Genomic DNA, 15,148 nt, shown 5'->3' with positions numbered 1-15,148 from the left:
CCGGGCCTGTTCCGCCACAGCAGCCACTCCGAGCGCTAGCCGCTCTGCCCTTGCGCCGCGCGCCCTGCCGCGCCGGCACGCCGCCGCCCGCCCGCGGGTAGCCCCGGCCCCTGGCCCACCTCTTTCCCCCGCGCCCGATGAAAGCCAGCATGCTTGCCAAGCTCGACCAACTGGCCGAGCGACTCGATGAAGTCAACGCCCTGCTCGCGCGCGAAGACGCGACCGCGAAGATAGACCAGTACCGCAAGCTCAGCCGCGAACATGCCGAGTTGTCGCCGGTGGCCGAGCAATACGGCCAGTACCGCCAGGCACAGGACGACCTGGCCACCGCGCAGGCGCTGCTGGACGATGCGGAGATGAAGGACTTTGCCGCCGACGAGATCGCCAGCGCGCGCGCGCGGCTGGAAGCCCTGGAAGCGAGCCTGCAGCGCCTGCTGCTGCCCAAGGACCCCAACGACGACCGCAACCTGCTGCTGGAAATCCGCGCCGGCACCGGCGGCGAGGAAAGCGCGCTGTTCGCCGGCGACCTGCTGCGCATGTACACGCGCTATGCCGAACGCCAGCGCTGGCAGGTCGAAGTGATGAGCGAATCGGAATCAGACCTGGGCGGCTACAAGGAAGTGATCGTGCGCATCGCCGGCGATGCGGCATTCTCCAGGCTGAAGTTCGAATCCGGCGGCCACCGCGTGCAGCGCGTGCCGGCGACCGAGGCACAGGGGCGCATCCACACCTCGGCCTGCACGGTCGCGGTGATGCCCGAAGCCGATGAAGTGGGCGAGGTCGAGATCAACCCGGCCGACCTGCGCATCGACACCTTCCGCGCCTCGGGCGCTGGCGGCCAGCACGTCAACAAGACCGATTCCGCGGTGCGCCTGACCCACCTGCCGACCGGCATCGTGGTCGAGTGCCAGGACGACCGCAGCCAGCACCGCAACAAGGACAAGGCGATGAAGGTGCTGGCGGCCCGCATCAAGGACATGCAGACGCGCGCCGCCCAGGCCAGGGAGGCCAGCACGCGGCGCAACCTGATCGGCTCGGGCGACCGCAGCGACCGCATCCGCACCTACAACTTCCCGCAGGGGCGGGTCACAGACCACCGCATCAACCTGACGCTGTACAAGATCGACATGATCATGGACGGCGACATGGATGAGCTGCTGTCGGCACTGGCCTCGGAACACCAGGCTGATCAGCTTGCTGCACTTGGCGAAGAGTCGTAAGCACCACAAATTGTCGTGCAACCCGGCCTTCCGCCCCGAACACCGCGTAAAGTCGCCGATATCTTTGTATTTCTTGTAAATGCTTGAAACAGCACTGGTAGGGGTAAGCCCGCTGTCTATAATCGATTTCGACCGGCAAACGGAGAATGGTGCCGGGTAGTCACTCCCGAGAACATACCTAGGACGAAATCATGAAAAAACTGCTCGCGCTGTTGATGATCACCGCGGCCATGGCCGCTTGCAGCAAGAAGGAAGAAGCCCCGCCTGCCGCCTCGAACGCCGAGAGCGCCATGCAAAGCGCCGCTGAATCCGCCAAGGCCGCCGCCAGCGATGCCGCCGCTGCCGCCAGCAACGCCGCAGACGCCGCCAAGTCCGCCGCCAGCGGTGCTGCGGCCGACGTCTCGGCTGCCGCCGACAAGGCCAAGGAAGACGCCGCCAGCGCCATGGCAAATGCCAAGCAGGCCGCCAAGGATGCCGTCAACACGGGTGCCGACAAGGCCAAGGACGCCGTCAATAAGTAATCGTCCCGGCGGGGGCATTGCGCCGCCCGCTGTCGATGAGCGGTACACTGGCAGCAAGCTGGAAGTCCCGCCCCAAAGCCCCGCCAGGCCTTTGCGCCGGTGGGGTTTTTTGTAGCCGGCAAAAGAACCGTCCCCTCCCTTTCGATGTCTTCCCCAAACTCTGCCGCGCTGCCGGCGACCCCCACGCTGCGCGAAGCCCAGACCCTCGCCGCCATGGCCGGGCTGCCTGCCCTGGAAGTGCGCATGCTGCTGACGCATGTCACCGGCCTGAGCCGCACCCAGCTGATCACGCGCGACACCGACACCCTCACCATCGCCCAGCGCGACGCCTATGCCACGCTGCTGGCACGGCGGCTGGCGGGCGAGCCGATGGCCTACCTGATCGGCGAGCGCGAGTTCTTCGGCCGCAAGTTCCGGGTCACGCCTGATGTGCTGATCCCGCGGCCCGATACCGAGGTCGCCGCCGAAGCCTCGCTGGCGCGGCTGGCCGAGGTGCCGCAGCCGAACGTGCTGGACCTGGGCACAGGCTCGGGCATCCTGGCCGTGACGCTGGCGCGCGAGCGCCGGGATGCGCAAGTCTGGGCCACCGACATCTCGCCCGGCGCGCTGATGGTGGCGCAGGACAACGCCAGCGCGCTCGGCGCCGACCGCATCCACTTCCTGGTGTCTGACTGGTACGCGGCGCTGCCGCCGGGCCTGCGCTTTCACCTGATCGTCAGCAATCCGCCCTACATCGCCGAGGGCGATCCGCACCTGACCGAAGGCGACCTGCGCTTCGAACCGATCGATGCGCTGACTGACCACGACGACGGCCTGTCCGACCTGCGGGTCATCGTCGGCGGTGCCGGCGCCCGGCTGCTGCCTGGCGGCTGGCTGCTGATGGAGCATGGCTACGACCAGGCACAGGCCACCCGCCAGTTGCTGGAGGACGCCGGTTTCACCGAGGTCTTCACCGCCCGCGACCTGGCCGGCCTGGAACGCTGCACCGGCGGACGCTGGCAAGGCGCCCAGCCCGGCGGCACCACTGCCGCTCACTGAAGCCCGGCGGCGATTCCGGTAAAATCGCCGTCAGATCCCCGCCACGCGGCCAGGCCGTGTGGTGTCCCATTCTCCCCAGGCGGCGCCCGCGACACGGCATCGCCCCACTGAAAAGCAAACCATGAGCGACGTGCAGCAAAAGATCGATCAGATCGTCAAGGGCAACCCGGTAGTCCTGTTCATGAAGGGCTCCGCGCAATTCCCGATGTGCGGCTTCTCGGGCCGCGCCATCCAGATCCTGAAGGCCTGCGGCGTGGACGCACCGACCACGGTCAACGTGCTGGATGACGAAGGCATCCGCCAGGGCATCAAGGAATACGCCAACTGGCCGACCATCCCGCAGCTCTACGTGAACGGCGAGTTCATCGGCGGCTCGGACATCATGATGGAGATGTACCAGAACGGCGAACTGCAAACCCTGCTGAAGGGCTGAGTTCCTTTATGTCCGTGACTGGCGGCACACCCAAACGGCTGATCGTCGCCATCACGGGCGCCACCGGCGCCATCTACGGCGTGCGCCTGCTGCAGGTGCTGCGCGCGGCGCCTTCGGTGGAAACCCATCTGCTGATTTCGCCGGCCGGCGTGATGAACCTGCAGCACGAGCTCGACATCAGCCGTGCCGAGGTGGAGGCGCTCGCCGGCGTCGTGCACAACGTGCGCGACATCGGCGCGACCATCGCCAGCGGCTCGTTCCGCGCACAGGCGATGGTGGTGGCCCCCTGCTCCATGCGCACGCTGGCGGCAATTGCGCACGGCCTGTCCGACAACCTGATCACGCGCGCCGCCGACGTCACGCTCAAGGAGCGGCGCAAGCTGGTGCTGATGGTGCGGGAAACGCCGCTGAACCTTGCGCACCTGCACAATATGACGGCGGTGACAGAAATGGGCGGGATCGTGTTCCCGCCGGTTCCGGGCTTCTACCAGAAGCCACAGAGCATTGCCGAACTGGTCGACCATACGGTCGGGCGCGTGCTCGACCTGGTGGATCTGCCGGAGATCGGCCAGACGCTCGCGCCCAGCTGGGGCGGGCTGAACGCACGCGCCGGCGACGCGGCCGGCAACTGAACTGCAGCCGGCGCGCGGCCTCTCTCTACGCGCCGGCATCCTCCCGCATTGTCGTGCCAACCGCTGTCATTACCAGCGGCGGTAGCCCCGGCCATAGTAGCCATAGCCATAGCCACCGTAGTAGTACGGCCGCGGTGCCACCACCACCGGCGCGGGCGCCACGTACACCGGCGCAGGGCCGATCGCGGGGCCGGCAGGCGTGGGATAGACGGCGCAGCCGCCCAGCAGGGTGACGGATGCCGCAGCGGCAGCCAGTCCAATTGTCAGCATTCTCATCATTCGTCCTTGGGGTCGGGACGGGCATGTGCCTGCCCTGCTGACGTTATACGGGCAGAAAGCGTAATACGGCGTCAAAGGCGTGTAAGGCTTGTTACCGTTCCCTACGCGCCCTGTAACACGCCCAAGGATGGCGTCAGATCTCGAACCGTATCCCCTGCGCCAGCGGCAGCGAATCGCCATAGTTGATGGTGTTGGTGGCGCGGCGCATATAGCCCTTCCACGCATCCGATCCCGACTCGCGGCCCCCGCCGGTTGCCTTTTCCCCGCCGAAGGCGCCGCCGATCTCCGCGCCGCTGGTGCCGATGTTGACGTTGGCAATGCCGCAGTCGCTGCCTGCCGAGGACAGGAAGCGCTCGGCCTCGCGCATCGATTCCGTGAAGATGCACGACGATAGCCCGTGCGCCGCGGCGTTGTTCAGCGCGATGGCCTCATCCAGCGTGGTGTACGGCATCAGGTACAGGATCGGCGCGAAGGTTTCGGTCAGCATGGTGTCGTGCTGGGCGTCGGTCATCACCAGCGCGGGCCGCACGTAACAGGCATGCGGGTAGCGGTCGGCCAGCAGCCGTTCGCCGCCGGTGACGATATTGCCCTGCGCGCGGCAGGCGGCCAGCGCATTGGCCATGGCATCGCCCGCGGCGGTGTCGATCAGCGGGCCGACCAGGGTGCCGTCGGCGAGCGGGTCGCCGACGGGCAGGCGGTCGAACACGGTGATCAGCCGGCTCGCCATGGTGTCCATCAGGTCGGCGTGGATAAAGCAGCGACGCAGCGTGGTGCAACGCTGGCCCGCCGTGCCGGCCGCGGCAAAGGTGATGGCCCGCACGGCCAGCTCGATGTCGGCCGAAGGCGCGACGATGGCGGCATTGTTGCCGCCCAGCTCCAGGATGCTGCGCTTGAAGTGCCCGGCGCAGGCAATGCCGACCTCGCGGCCCATGCGGGTCGAGCCGGTGGCGCTGACCAGCCGCACCGCCGGGTGCGATACCAGGTGGGTGCCCAGCATGCGCCCACCCGGCAGCACCGCCGAGATGCCTGCATGCTGCGGCGCCGCCGCGGCCAGCACGCGCTCCAGCAGGCCATGCGCGGCCAGCGCGCACAGGGTGACTTTTTCCGAGGGTTTCCAGATCACGCCGTTGCCGCACACCAGCGCCAGCGCCGCATTCCACGCCCACACCGCCACCGGGAAGTTGAAGGCCGAGATCACGCCGCACAGCCCATACGGATGCCAGGTCTCGCGCATCGCATGCTGCGGGCGCTCGGAGGCAATGGTCAGCCCGTGCAGCTGGCGCGACAGCCCGACCGCGAAGTCGCAGATGTCGATCATCTCCTGCACCTCGCCCAGGCCTTCCTGCAGGATCTTGCCGGACTCCAGCGAAACCAGCCGGCCCAGCGCCGGCTTGTGCTCGCGCAGCACCTCGCCGAAGCGCCGCACGATCTCGCCGCGCGCGGGCGCGGGCAGCAGCGCCCAGGTGGTCTGCGCCGCGTGGGCGCGGGCAATCAGCGCATCGGCCTGCGCCGGCGTGCAGGCCGTGACATGGCCGATGGCCTCGCCATCGACCGGCGAGCGGACCGTCACGGCGCCGGCCGGCGTGCCCTCCCGCCACGGCCGCGGCAGGCCCAGCGAATCCCAGCAGGCAGCGAACTCTTGCGCTTTCATATGACGGTCTCCTGGAGCGGATGCTGCGTGTAATGGCGGCCGAAGCGATTGGCAAGGAAGGCGTCCAGCGGCATCGACTCCTGCCGCACGAAGCCGGATTGCGGCAGCGCGCCGGTGGCCACCATGTCCAGCGCGGTGCAGATGCCCGCGGCGGTGGTCAGCTGGATCGCGTTGACATGGCCACCCTTGCCATCCACCCCGCCGATGCGCGCCGAGAACGAAGCCTGCGTCAGCGGCCCGCGCCCGCGTTCGCCCCCGGCCGGGTAGCCGGTGGCGGTGGCGAACACGATCACCACGTCCTGGTCGGTCACCGGGATGGCGCGATCGAAGATATCGCGCAGCCATTCGCGGCGTTCGCGCAGGCGCAGGTCGTTGAGCAGCAGCTTCATCAGCGCGCAATGGCCGGGATAGCGGATGGACTTGTAGTCGACATGGCGAGCGCGGCCGGCCAGCGTCTCGGGCAGCGTGCCCAGGCCGCCAGATGTATTAAAGGCTTCGTACTCGATGCCGTCCAGCGCAAAGCTTTCCAGCCCCTCCAGCGCCGTCAGTTCCACGCGGCGGCCGTCGACGATGGCCTCGCACGGGTTGCAGTACTCGTTGATCAGTCCCTCGGTGCTCCAGGTCAGGTTGTACTTGAGCGCATTGCTGGGGTAGCGCGGCAGCGCGCCGACCCGCATCTGCAGGTCCAGCAGCTCACCCCCGCCGCGCAGGAAGCGCTGCGCCAGGTCATGCCCGACCACGCCAATAAAGCCCGGCGCCAGCCCGCACTGCGGCATCAGCACCGAGCGCGCGCTTTGCGCCAGCTGGCGGATGGCCTGGGTCGCGGCCACGTCCTCGGTCAGGTCGAAGTAATGCACGCCCAGGCGCGCCGCCACCGAAGCCACGCTGATCGCGGCATGGAACGGCAGCGCGTTGAGCACGGCATCGGCGCCGGCCAGCAGCGCGGCGCAGGTGCCGGGCTCGGTGGGGTCGCCGGCGCGCGCCAGCACGCCGCGCGGCAGGCCGTCGAGGCGGCGTGCGTCATGGTCGACCACGCTGACGCGGTAGTCGCCGCTGTCATGCAGCATGGTGGCAATGGTGCGCCCGACCTTGCCCGCGCCCAGTACCGCCACGTGCAGCGGGCGGGTCGCCTTGGGCAGGTCGCGCGGGGCCTGCCGGCCCAGGTTCGAGGCTTGCATAGTGTCTCCGTCCACAAGAAAAGGTTGTCCCGTTGACTGGAGTATGGATAGCGCGCGCGACACAATGAAGCCGCAATAACGACGAAAAACCGCCATAATCGAACGAAACGACGAACCATCCCGACGCAATGACTGAACTCGACACCACCGACCGGCACCTGCTGTCGCTGCTGCAGGCCAATGCCCGCGAAAGCGCCGCCAACCTCGCCCGGCACCTGGGTATCGCCCGCACCACCGTGGTCGCGCGCATCGCGCGGCTGGAGCGCAGCGGGGTGATCGCCGGCTACGGCGTGCGGCTGGGGCAGCGCATGGAAGACAACGCCATCCTGGCCTACTGCGGCCTGTCGGTGCAGCCCAAGGCCGCGCCCGCGATCCTGCGCGCGCTGCAGCGCCTGCCCGAGATCGAAGAGGTCAATTCCGTCAGCGGCCCCGTCGACTACCTGGTGGCGATCCGCTGCGACACGCATGACCGGCTGGACCGGCTGCTCGACGAGATCGGCATGCTCGACGGTGTCAACCACACCACCACCTCGATCGTGCTGGCGCGCAAGCTCGACCGCCGGCGCGCCGCCGGCTGACGCGGTATGCTGCCAAACCCATCAGCCTTTGCGGAGCAACAGAACATGAACAATCCGATCCGTGTCGCCGTGGGCGGCGTGACCGGCTGGGCCGGCGGCGAACTGGCGCGCGGCGTGGCCCATGCGGCCGACATGACTTTGGTGGCCGGCCTGTCGCGCGGCGCTGCCGGACAGACGCTGTCGCAGCTGACCGGCCATGCCGACACCCCGGGCGTGGCGGCCGCCAGCATCGAGGCCCTGGGCGAGACGCCCTACGACGTCTATGTCGAATACACCAAGCCGGGCATCGCCAAGCACAACATCCTGCAGGCGCTGGCGCACGGCGCGCACGTGGTGGTGGGCACCTCGGGGCTGACCGACGAGGACTATGCCGAGATCGACGCGGCCGCGCGCCAGGCCGACCGCGGCGTGCTCGCCTGCGGCAATTTCGCCATCACCGTGGTGCTGCTGCAGAAGTTTGCCGAGATGGCCGCGCGCCACCTGGAGCACTGGGAGATCATCGACTATGCCAAGGCCGGCAAGATCGACGTACCCTCCGGCACCGTGCGCGAGCTGGCCTACCGGCTCGGCCAGGTCAAGGCCGCCGCGCAGGCGGTGCCGGTCGACCAGGTCAAGGGCCCGAAGGAAACCCGCGGCGCCACCATGTCGGGCACGCAGGTGCACGCGGTGCGGCTGCCGGGCTACCAGCTTGGCGTGGAAGTGATCTTCGGCGCCGACGGCCAGCGCCTGCACCTGAAGCACGAAGCCGGCGACGGCTCCACGCCCTATGTCGCCGGCGCGCTGCTGGCGATCCGCAAGGTCCACATCGTGCGCGGCGTGGTGCGGGGGCTGGACAAGGTGATGGAAGGGCTCTGAGGCCAGGTCAGCAGGCGGCCAGGCCGCCTGCTGCGAGTATTACCAGCTGCCAGGCTTCTCCGGCTTGGCGGCTGGCTTCGGCGCGGGCTTGGTGGCGGCGGCTGCCTTGCCGCCCTTGGCCGCGGGTGCCGAGGCCGGATTGAGCTGCTTGTCCACCTCGGCATCCTTGTCCGCCATCAGCACGCGCGCCTGCGGCAGCAGCATTTCGATGGTGCCGGTGTTGGGGTCTTCCGGCATGGCGTAGAGCTCAACCGTCAGCGGCTTGTGCATCCAGCCGGCGTGCAGCGTCTTGATGCTCTTGCCAGCCTTGTCGGGCATGTCGACCTGCTCCTGCCGGAACGGCTTGCCGTACAGCGCACTGACGCTGTCGGCCGCGGCCTGCTGCGAGTTAGCGCCGGCGGTCGGCACCACCAGGCCGACCAGCGCGTTGCGGTCGACAAAGGCCAGCACAAAGGGGCCGTCCATGAAGGACGGGCGCTGCGCGCGCGGCACGCCGACCTGGCGCATCAGGCCATCACCCTTCAGTTCGACACAGAATCCGGTGACGTCGCGGCCATCGGGCGTGCGCTTGTCGGCGCAATCCGGCAAGGCCGGCAGCGGGTTGCCGATTTCCAGCATGGCCAGCAGCGGCGACAGCGCGCTGTTCTCGGCCTTGGCCTGGGCCTTGGCCGGTGCGGGGGCTGGTTTGGCGGCAGGGGCGGAAGCGGGGGCGGCAATGGCGCCGGCAGCGGCGCCCAGCAGGCCGGCAAGCGCCAGCCCGGCAACGGGGAATTTCAAATCGGACTCCTGATGAACGGCTCCGGGTTGGAGCCCGCCCCGTCCGGGTTGTTCCTGCTTGGCGCGGGCGGTGACGGGAAAGTCACCGGCGGCCACCTAGGCCAGGGGCGAGCGCTAGCTTACCCGATGGCCTCGGCGGCTCCCGCACTTATGGCAGCCGCTCAGCTTGCCGGCGCTCTGCGCATCAGCACCTCGCGCGCGCTGACGCCGCAAATGGGCTGCTACCGCTGGCAAACGCTCCCCTCTCCCAAGAAGTGGGAGAGGGCCGGAGTGTCCACGAAGTGCAGCGCGTCGGTATGCCAGCGCCTGCCCTCTCCCCCGGCCCCTCTCCCGCAGGCGGGAGAGGGGAGCAAACCAGCGGCGGGCGAAACGCTGTCAGCGTCTGCACCTTCGCTCAATCCAACGAAATGTTATTGGCCTTGATGACCTTGCCCCAGTGCTCGCGGTCGGCTTCGATATATCGGTCGATCTCGGCCTGCGTGCGCGGGGCCTGCACGACCAGTCCCAGCGCGCTGAAGGTGGAACGGAACTGCGCGTCCTTGAGCACGTGGGCAGCGGCGGCCTGCAGCTTGGCCACCGCATCGGGCGGCGTCTGGGCGGGCACGGCCAGGCCGAACCAGGTGGCGGCCTGGAAGTTGGGATAGCCGCCTTCCGCCACGGTCGGCACGTCCGGCAGCACGTCCAGCCGGGTGCGGCCGGTGACCGCCAGCGCCTTGAGCTTGCCTGCCTTGATATGCGGCAACGAGGTGCTGACCACATCCACCATCAGCTGCACGTCGTTGGCCAGCAGCGCCGACAGCGCTGGGGCGCTGCCGTTGTAGGGCACGTGGGTGACGCTGATGCCCAGCTCGGTCTTGAGCATTTCGGTGGCCAGCTGGAGCGCGTTGCCCAGGCCGACCGAGCCATAGTTGAGCTTGCCGCCCGCGGCCTTGGCGTAGGCCGCGAACTCGCGGATATTGCTGGCCGGCACCTTGCTGTTGGTCACCACCACCAGCGGCACCTCGGCGCCGATGCTGAAGATCTTGAAATCCTTGGGCGGATCGTAGTTGATCTTCTTGTACAGCATCGGGTTGAGCACCATGCTGCCGTTGGTGGCCAGCACCATGGTGTAGCCGTCTGCGGGCGCACGCGCCACGCTGGTGGTGCCGATCATGGTGGCCGCGCCGGGGCGGTTTTCCACCACCACGGTCTGGCCCAGCTGGCGCGACATGCCGTCGGCCAGCGCTCGGCCGAACTGGTCGGTCGAGCCGCCGGGCGTGTAGGGCACCACCAGCTTGATAGGGTGATCGGGATAGGCGGCCTGCGCGGCCCCGCCCCACAGGGCCAGCGCGCACCCCGCGCCGGCTGCCATCGCGGCGAGCCAGGCGCGCCGTCCGCTTGGTTGGTTCTGCATCGCGTCTCCTCCTGTTGTTATCGGTCGTGATCGATCCAGGCCGGGCACGCGCTCAGACGCGGCGCTGGCGACCTTCCCAGTATCGGTCACGCAGCCGGCGCTTGGCGAGCTTGCCGGTTTCATCGCGCGGCAGCTGCGCCTCGACCACGATGCTGCGCGGCACCTTGAAGCCGGACAGCCGCTGGCGCAGCCAGTCGATCACCTCGGCCTCGCGGATCTCCACGCCCGGCATCGGCTGCACCATGCCCAGCAGGCGCTCGCCGTACTCGTCGTCGGGGATGCCGAACACCACGCAGTCGGCCACGCCGGGGTAGCGCACCAGCTCATGCTCGATCTCGGCCGGGTAGATGTTCACGCCGCCGGAGATCACCATGTCCGAGGCGCGGTCGCAGATAAACAGGTAGCCGTCGGCATCGACATAGCCCATGTCGCCCAGCGTCACCAGCCCGTCGCGGTCGATGGCGGCGCGCGCGGCGTCATTGTTGCGGTAGCTGAAGTCGGGGTAAGCCGGCTGGCGCACGTAGACCAGGCCGATCTCGCCCGGCGCGCACTGGCGGCCGTTCTCGTCAAGGATGCGCAGCTGCGCGTCATCGACCGGCTTGCCGGCGGTGCCCGGGCGCGCGGCGGCATCGGCCGGCGTGGCCACGGTGATCATGCCGGCTTCGCTGGAGGCATAGGTCTCATGGATGACCGGGCCCAGCCATTCCAGCATCGCGCGCTTCACGTCGGGCGAGCACGGCGAGCCGGTGGAGGCAACGAAGCGGATCGACGACAGGTCGTACTTGGCGCGCACCTCGGGCGGCAGCTTGAGCAGGCGCACGTACATGATCGGCACCAGGTAGAGCACGTCGATGCGGTGCTTCTCCACCAGCGCCAGCACCTGTTCGGCGTCAAAGCGCGGCGTGAGCACCAGGCGTTCGGCCATCTGCAGCGCGTTCTGGATAAACGAGCCCGGCGCGCTGTGGTACAGCGGCGCCGACATCAGCGTGCGGCAGCCCGGCTCGATGCCGTAAGTTTGCCGTACCACCGAGCGCATGCGCGCGAGCTGTTCCTCCAGCCGGTCCAGCGGCAGCGGCTGGCGCACCACGCCCTTGGGCCGGCCGGTGGTGCCGGAGGTGTAGGCCATATGGCCGCGCGGCGCCACGCGCGGGCCGTCGTAGGCCGGCTGCTGCGCCAGCCAGCTTTCATAGTCGATGGCGCCTTGGGCGGGGCCGCCCACCGACAGCACCGTCATGCCGGCCGGCACGGCGTCGCGCACGGCGGGCAGCAGGTCGGCCTGCACCAGCAGCACCCTGGCGCCGCTGTCGGTCAGCAGGAAGCGCACTTCCTCGGCGGTGAAGTGCCAGTTGATCGGGCAGTAGTAGCAGCCTGCAGTGCGGCAGGCATGGACCACGTCGGCATAGGCCGGATCGTTGCGCAGCAGCACGGCGACCACGTCGCCCTCCTGCACGCCCAGCGCGCGCAGGCCGCCGGCCAGGCGGGCGCCGCGCGCCAGCAGTTCTTCGCCGCTGCGGTGCATGTCTTCAAACCAGAGGTCCGTGGCCATCCGTTGTCTCCTGTATGCGATCCGTTCTGTCAGCCGACCACTGTATCGGCGTAGCCGTGGATCGACAATCATGCGCATCGGAATCACAATGTTGCATCTGACGCGACAATCCTGCAGGCAATCCCCGATGGACCTCAACCTGATCCAGGCCTTCGTCGACATCGTCGATGCGGGCAACCTGGCCGAAGCCGGCCGGCGCCGCGGCGTGACGCGCTCGCAGATCAGCCGCCAGCTGCGTGAGCTGGAGCACCAGGCCGGCGCCCAGCTGCTGCGCCGGACCACGCGCCGGCTGGAACTGACCGGGCCCGGCCATGCGCTGTACCTGCATGGCGTGCGCATCCTGCAGGAAGTAGCCTCGGCGCAGGCCGAGATCGACAGCCTGGGCCAGACCCTGCGCGGCCATGTGCGCGTGAGCGTGCCCACCGGGCTGGGCGATGCCTATATCGCACCGCTGCTGCTGCAGTTTGCGCAGAAGCACCCCGGCATCACGCTGCGCGTGTTCTTCGCCAACCGCGTCAACGACCTGATCGCGGCCGAGATCGATGTCGCGCTGAAGGTTACCTCGGCGCCGCCGCTGGATCACGTGGCGCGTGAAATCTGCGACATCCGCTGGCAACTGTATGCATCGCCGCAGTACCTCGCAGGCATCCCGCCGGTACAAGTACCGCCGGACCTGACCGGCTGCAACTTCCTGTGCCCGCCGTACCCGCCGCGGCAGTTCCCGCTGTCGCTCTACCGCGACGGCCAGCGCGTGGACGTGGCGCTGACGCCAAAGCTGCAGTCCGAACACTTCCTGTTCCTGGCGCGCGCCGTGCGCGAGGGCCACGGGATCGGCATGCTGCCGGTCTACATCGGCTGGGAGGAAGTGCGCGCCGGCCGGCTGGTGCCGGTGCTGCCCGACTGGCGCCCGGAGGGGCTGGGCAACAAGCTCTTCATCATCACCACGCCCAACCTGCACCCGTCAATGGCCACCCGCGCGCTGATCGGGTTCCTGCGCGAGGAACTGGACAAGCTCGAGGTGTTCCGCGACACGGTGGCGTAGCCGGCACCGCTGGCCGGTAAGCGAACGCTTTCCGAACCCAGGGTTGCATCCCGCCCTGCAAGCTTTCGTTTTGCAAGCTATGCTCCAGAAAACTTGCATTTTGAAAGCAAGCCGGCAAGACCAGAACGGCGGAAACCATGCCCCCTACCGATTTCACCTCGATGCCCTGCCCCGTGGCCCGCTCCATGGCCGTGCTGGGCGAACGCTGGGCCATCCTTGTGCTGCGCGAGGCCTTCTACGGCAGCACGCGCTTCGACGAGTTCGAACGCAACCTCGGCATCGCCCCCAACATCCTCAGTGCACGCCTGAAGACGCTGGTGGCGCACGGGCTGCTGGTCCGCGTCACGCCCGATGGCGGCGGGCGCCACGTCTACCAGCTGACCGACAAGGGCCGCGACTTCTTCCCGGCCTATGTCGCGCTCAAGGCCTGGGCCGACCGCTGGATGGCCGATGAAAAGGGTCCGCTGACGCTGCTGCAGGACCGCCGCACCGGCGCCGAGATTGCCGAGCCGGCGCTGGCGCGCGCCGACGGCAGCGCGATCACGCTGGACGATGTGCGTGTCCTGCCCGGCCCGGGTGCCGGCCGCTTCCTGCGGCAGCGCTTTGGCGAGGCCGGGACCGTTGGCGAGCCAGGGGAGGCCCCCCATGACTGACTCGCGCGCATTGCCCGCGGGCGCCCTGCCCGCCGAGGCGGTACCGGCCACTGAAATTGCGCGCCGCATCGGCAAGCTGGCCGGACCGACCGCGCTGATCGCCGTGCTGCAGGCCGCGGCCCAGCTGATCGAAACCTGGCTGGCCGCGCGCCAGGGCACGGCGGCGCTGGCCGGCTGGGCGGTGGTGCTGCCGTTTGCGCTGCTGCTGCAGCAGATGTCGACCGGAGCAATGGGCGGCGGCGTGGTCGCGGCCATCGCCCGCGCGCTCGGCGCCAACAAGCGCGAGGAAGCGTCTTCGCTGGTCATGCACGCGCTGCTGATCGCGGTGACCGCCGGGCTGGCCTTTGCCGTGGTGCTGGCGGGCTTCCCGCGCGGCGTGCTGGGCGCGGTGGCCGGCGCCACCGCGGCGGAGGCCGCTGCCAACTATGCGATCTGGCTGTTCGGTGTCGGCGCGATTCCGGCGTGGCTGGCCAATACGCTGGCCTCGGTGCTGCGCGGCGGCGGCCGCCATGCGCTGGCCGCACGCGTGCTGGCGCTGATGTGGATTGCTTTCCCCGCGCTGTCGTGGCTGCTGGCCGAGCCTGCCGGCATGGGGCTGGCCGGCATCGGCGCCGCGCTGGCGGCGGTGTCGTGGGCCGCGGCGCTGGCCATGGCGATCGTGGTGGCGCGCGGCGGCGCGGGCTTCGTGCCGGTGCTGCGGGTGCGGCCGTCGTGGGAACTGTTCGCGCGCATCCTGTCGGTGGGCCTGGTGGCGTGCGCGCTGGCCTCGGTGGCCAACCTGACCACCATCCTGGTCACCGCGCAGCTGCGCCACCACGGCACCGCGGCGGTGGCGGCCTATGGCATCTCGGCGCGGCTGGAATTCCTGATGATCCCGCTGGCCTTTGGCGTGGGCTCGGCGCTGACCGCGCTGGTCGGCCGCGCCGTGGGCGCCGGCGACTGGCATACCGCCCGCCGCACGGCATGGGTCGGCGCGTTCCTGGCGCTGGTCATCGCCGGCACCGCCGGCATTGCCGTCGGCCTGGCGCCGGTGCGCTTTGCCAGCCTGTTCACCCATGACGCCGAAGTGATCGCCATCGCCGCGCGCGCCCTGTCATGGGTAGGGCCGGCCTTCGGCGGCTTCGGCCTGGGCATGGCGCTGTACTTTGCCTCGATGGGCGCGGGCCGCATGCGCTGGCCGGTGGCCGCGGGACTGTGCCGGATCGCGCTGGCGGTGGGCGGCGGCTGGCTGCTGGCCAATGTGTTCGGGATGGGGCTGGACGGACACTTCCTGGGGGTGGCGCTGGGGATTACGGCCTATGGCGTGGTCACGGCACTGGGGGTCAGGCAGGGGGAGTGGTCGGCGCGGTAGG

At 69.1% G+C, this 15,148-nt stretch carries 16 protein-coding genes; 10 read left to right on the top strand and 6 right to left on the bottom strand.

The annotated features are described in order from the left end of the window. Positions 1-137 precede the first annotated feature (137 nt). The 5 genes from prfA to CF68_RS14020 all read left to right on the top strand — a co-directional run bounded on the left by prfA (position 138) and on the right by CF68_RS14020 (position 3,844). Entirely contained in the window at positions 138-1,220 is a 1,083-nt protein-coding gene (prfA, locus tag CF68_RS14040; protein ID WP_035819733.1) for a peptide chain release factor 1, read from the top strand. 191 nt (positions 1,221-1,411) lie between these two features. Continuing rightward, positions 1,412-1,741: a hypothetical protein gene (locus tag CF68_RS14035; RefSeq protein ID WP_035819731.1), complete on the top strand. Its 330-nt coding sequence runs from the start codon at positions 1,412-1,414 to the stop codon at positions 1,739-1,741. 144 nt (positions 1,742-1,885) lie between these two features. Beyond that, positions 1,886-2,779, top strand: coding sequence for a peptide chain release factor N(5)-glutamine methyltransferase (gene prmC / locus CF68_RS14030; protein WP_035819729.1), 894 nt, complete (start codon positions 1,886-1,888; stop codon positions 2,777-2,779). Positions 2,780-2,900: 121 nt separating this feature from the next. Continuing rightward, on the top strand, positions 2,901-3,212 hold the full coding sequence (grxD, locus tag CF68_RS14025; protein WP_035819727.1) for a Grx4 family monothiol glutaredoxin: 312 nt from the start codon (positions 2,901-2,903) through the stop codon (positions 3,210-3,212). 8 nt (positions 3,213-3,220) lie between these two features. Beyond that, entirely contained in the window at positions 3,221-3,844 is a 624-nt protein-coding gene (locus tag CF68_RS14020; protein ID WP_035819725.1) for a UbiX family flavin prenyltransferase, read from the top strand. A gap of 69 nt (positions 3,845-3,913) precedes the next feature. On the opposite strand, the gene CF68_RS14015 is transcribed toward CF68_RS14020, so the two are convergent. From CF68_RS14015 to CF68_RS14005, 3 genes are all read right to left on the bottom strand, one after another. Next, positions 3,914-4,114, bottom strand: a complete 201-nt coding sequence (locus CF68_RS14015; protein ID WP_035819723.1) for a hypothetical protein — start codon at positions 4,112-4,114, stop codon at positions 3,914-3,916. A gap of 142 nt (positions 4,115-4,256) precedes the next feature. Beyond that, positions 4,257-5,774 (bottom strand): aldehyde dehydrogenase family protein, encoded by a 1,518-nt coding sequence (locus CF68_RS14010; RefSeq protein WP_035819721.1) that lies wholly within the window; start codon positions 5,772-5,774, stop codon positions 4,257-4,259. Further along, positions 5,771-6,952: a saccharopine dehydrogenase C-terminal domain-containing protein gene (locus CF68_RS14005; protein WP_035819719.1), complete on the bottom strand. Its 1,182-nt coding sequence runs from the start codon at positions 6,950-6,952 to the stop codon at positions 5,771-5,773. Before CF68_RS14005 ends, CF68_RS14010 begins: the two co-directional genes overlap by 4 nt. A gap of 128 nt (positions 6,953-7,080) precedes the next feature. Here CF68_RS14005 and CF68_RS14000 point away from each other — a divergent pair, with 128 nt between their 5' ends. Beyond that, entirely contained in the window at positions 7,081-7,530 is a 450-nt protein-coding gene (locus CF68_RS14000; RefSeq protein ID WP_010809873.1) for an Lrp/AsnC family transcriptional regulator, read from the top strand. A 45-nt stretch (positions 7,531-7,575) separates the two neighbouring features. Next, positions 7,576-8,385: a 4-hydroxy-tetrahydrodipicolinate reductase gene (gene dapB, locus CF68_RS13995; protein WP_035819718.1), complete on the top strand. Its 810-nt coding sequence runs from the start codon at positions 7,576-7,578 to the stop codon at positions 8,383-8,385. A 39-nt stretch (positions 8,386-8,424) separates the two neighbouring features. On the opposite strand, the gene CF68_RS13990 is transcribed toward dapB, so the two are convergent. From CF68_RS13990 to CF68_RS13980, 3 genes are all read right to left on the bottom strand, one after another. Then, complete coding sequence (locus tag CF68_RS13990; RefSeq protein ID WP_035819716.1) at positions 8,425-9,162, bottom strand: hypothetical protein; 738 nt, start codon at positions 9,160-9,162, stop codon at positions 8,425-8,427. A gap of 394 nt (positions 9,163-9,556) precedes the next feature. After that, positions 9,557-10,555: a tripartite tricarboxylate transporter substrate binding protein gene (locus CF68_RS13985; RefSeq protein ID WP_035819714.1), complete on the bottom strand. Its 999-nt coding sequence runs from the start codon at positions 10,553-10,555 to the stop codon at positions 9,557-9,559. 52 nt (positions 10,556-10,607) lie between these two features. Next, on the bottom strand, positions 10,608-12,101 hold the full coding sequence (locus CF68_RS13980; protein ID WP_035819713.1) for an acyl-CoA synthetase: 1,494 nt from the start codon (positions 12,099-12,101) through the stop codon (positions 10,608-10,610). 127 nt (positions 12,102-12,228) lie between these two features. Between CF68_RS13980 and CF68_RS13975 the strand changes: the two genes are divergently transcribed. The 3 genes from CF68_RS13975 to CF68_RS13965 all read left to right on the top strand — a co-directional run bounded on the left by CF68_RS13975 (position 12,229) and on the right by CF68_RS13965 (position 15,147). Next, positions 12,229-13,143: a LysR family transcriptional regulator gene (locus CF68_RS13975; RefSeq protein ID WP_035819711.1), complete on the top strand. Its 915-nt coding sequence runs from the start codon at positions 12,229-12,231 to the stop codon at positions 13,141-13,143. 137 nt (positions 13,144-13,280) lie between these two features. After that, a complete protein-coding gene (locus CF68_RS13970) occupies positions 13,281-13,796 on the top strand; it encodes a helix-turn-helix domain-containing protein (RefSeq protein ID WP_035819710.1) in 516 nt (171 codons plus the stop codon). Beyond that, complete coding sequence (locus CF68_RS13965; protein ID WP_035819708.1) at positions 13,789-15,147, top strand: MATE family efflux transporter; 1,359 nt, start codon at positions 13,789-13,791, stop codon at positions 15,145-15,147. The genes CF68_RS13970 and CF68_RS13965 overlap by 8 nt, the downstream gene beginning before the upstream one ends. Position 15,148 lies beyond the last annotated feature (1 nt).

This window comes from Cupriavidus sp. SK-4 (assembly GCF_000611125.1).
GTDB classification, from domain to species: domain Bacteria; phylum Pseudomonadota; class Gammaproteobacteria; order Burkholderiales; family Burkholderiaceae; genus Cupriavidus; species Cupriavidus necator.
This window is presented reverse-complemented; position numbering and strand designations above follow the sequence as displayed.

What these genes read in the sequence shown, in the direction of transcription:
- CF68_RS13985 (WP_035819714.1), bottom strand. Translation starts at nt 10,555, where the DNA reads ATGCAGAACCAACCAAGCGGACGGCGCGCCTGGCTCGCCGCGATGGCA.
- CF68_RS13970 (WP_035819710.1), top strand. Translation starts at nt 13,281, where the DNA reads ATGCCCCCTACCGATTTCACCTCGATGCCCTGCCCCGTGGCCCGCTCC.
- CF68_RS14020 (WP_035819725.1), top strand. Translation starts at nt 3,221, where the DNA reads ATGTCCGTGACTGGCGGCACACCCAAACGGCTGATCGTCGCCATCACG.
- dapB (WP_035819718.1), top strand. Translation starts at nt 7,576, where the DNA reads ATGAACAATCCGATCCGTGTCGCCGTGGGCGGCGTGACCGGCTGGGCC.
- prmC (WP_035819729.1), top strand. Translation starts at nt 1,886, where the DNA reads ATGTCTTCCCCAAACTCTGCCGCGCTGCCGGCGACCCCCACGCTGCGC.
- CF68_RS14035 (WP_035819731.1), top strand. Translation starts at nt 1,412, where the DNA reads ATGAAAAAACTGCTCGCGCTGTTGATGATCACCGCGGCCATGGCCGCT.
- CF68_RS13980 (WP_035819713.1), bottom strand. Translation starts at nt 12,101, where the DNA reads ATGGCCACGGACCTCTGGTTTGAAGACATGCACCGCAGCGGCGAAGAA.
- CF68_RS13965 (WP_035819708.1), top strand. Translation starts at nt 13,789, where the DNA reads ATGACTGACTCGCGCGCATTGCCCGCGGGCGCCCTGCCCGCCGAGGCG.
- CF68_RS13975 (WP_035819711.1), top strand. Translation starts at nt 12,229, where the DNA reads ATGGACCTCAACCTGATCCAGGCCTTCGTCGACATCGTCGATGCGGGC.
- CF68_RS14005 (WP_035819719.1), bottom strand. Translation starts at nt 6,952, where the DNA reads ATGCAAGCCTCGAACCTGGGCCGGCAGGCCCCGCGCGACCTGCCCAAG.
- CF68_RS14015 (WP_035819723.1), bottom strand. Translation starts at nt 4,114, where the DNA reads ATGCTGACAATTGGACTGGCTGCCGCTGCGGCATCCGTCACCCTGCTG.
- CF68_RS14010 (WP_035819721.1), bottom strand. Translation starts at nt 5,774, where the DNA reads ATGAAAGCGCAAGAGTTCGCTGCCTGCTGGGATTCGCTGGGCCTGCCG.
- prfA (WP_035819733.1), top strand. Translation starts at nt 138, where the DNA reads ATGAAAGCCAGCATGCTTGCCAAGCTCGACCAACTGGCCGAGCGACTC.
- grxD (WP_035819727.1), top strand. Translation starts at nt 2,901, where the DNA reads ATGAGCGACGTGCAGCAAAAGATCGATCAGATCGTCAAGGGCAACCCG.
- CF68_RS14000 (WP_010809873.1), top strand. Translation starts at nt 7,081, where the DNA reads ATGACTGAACTCGACACCACCGACCGGCACCTGCTGTCGCTGCTGCAG.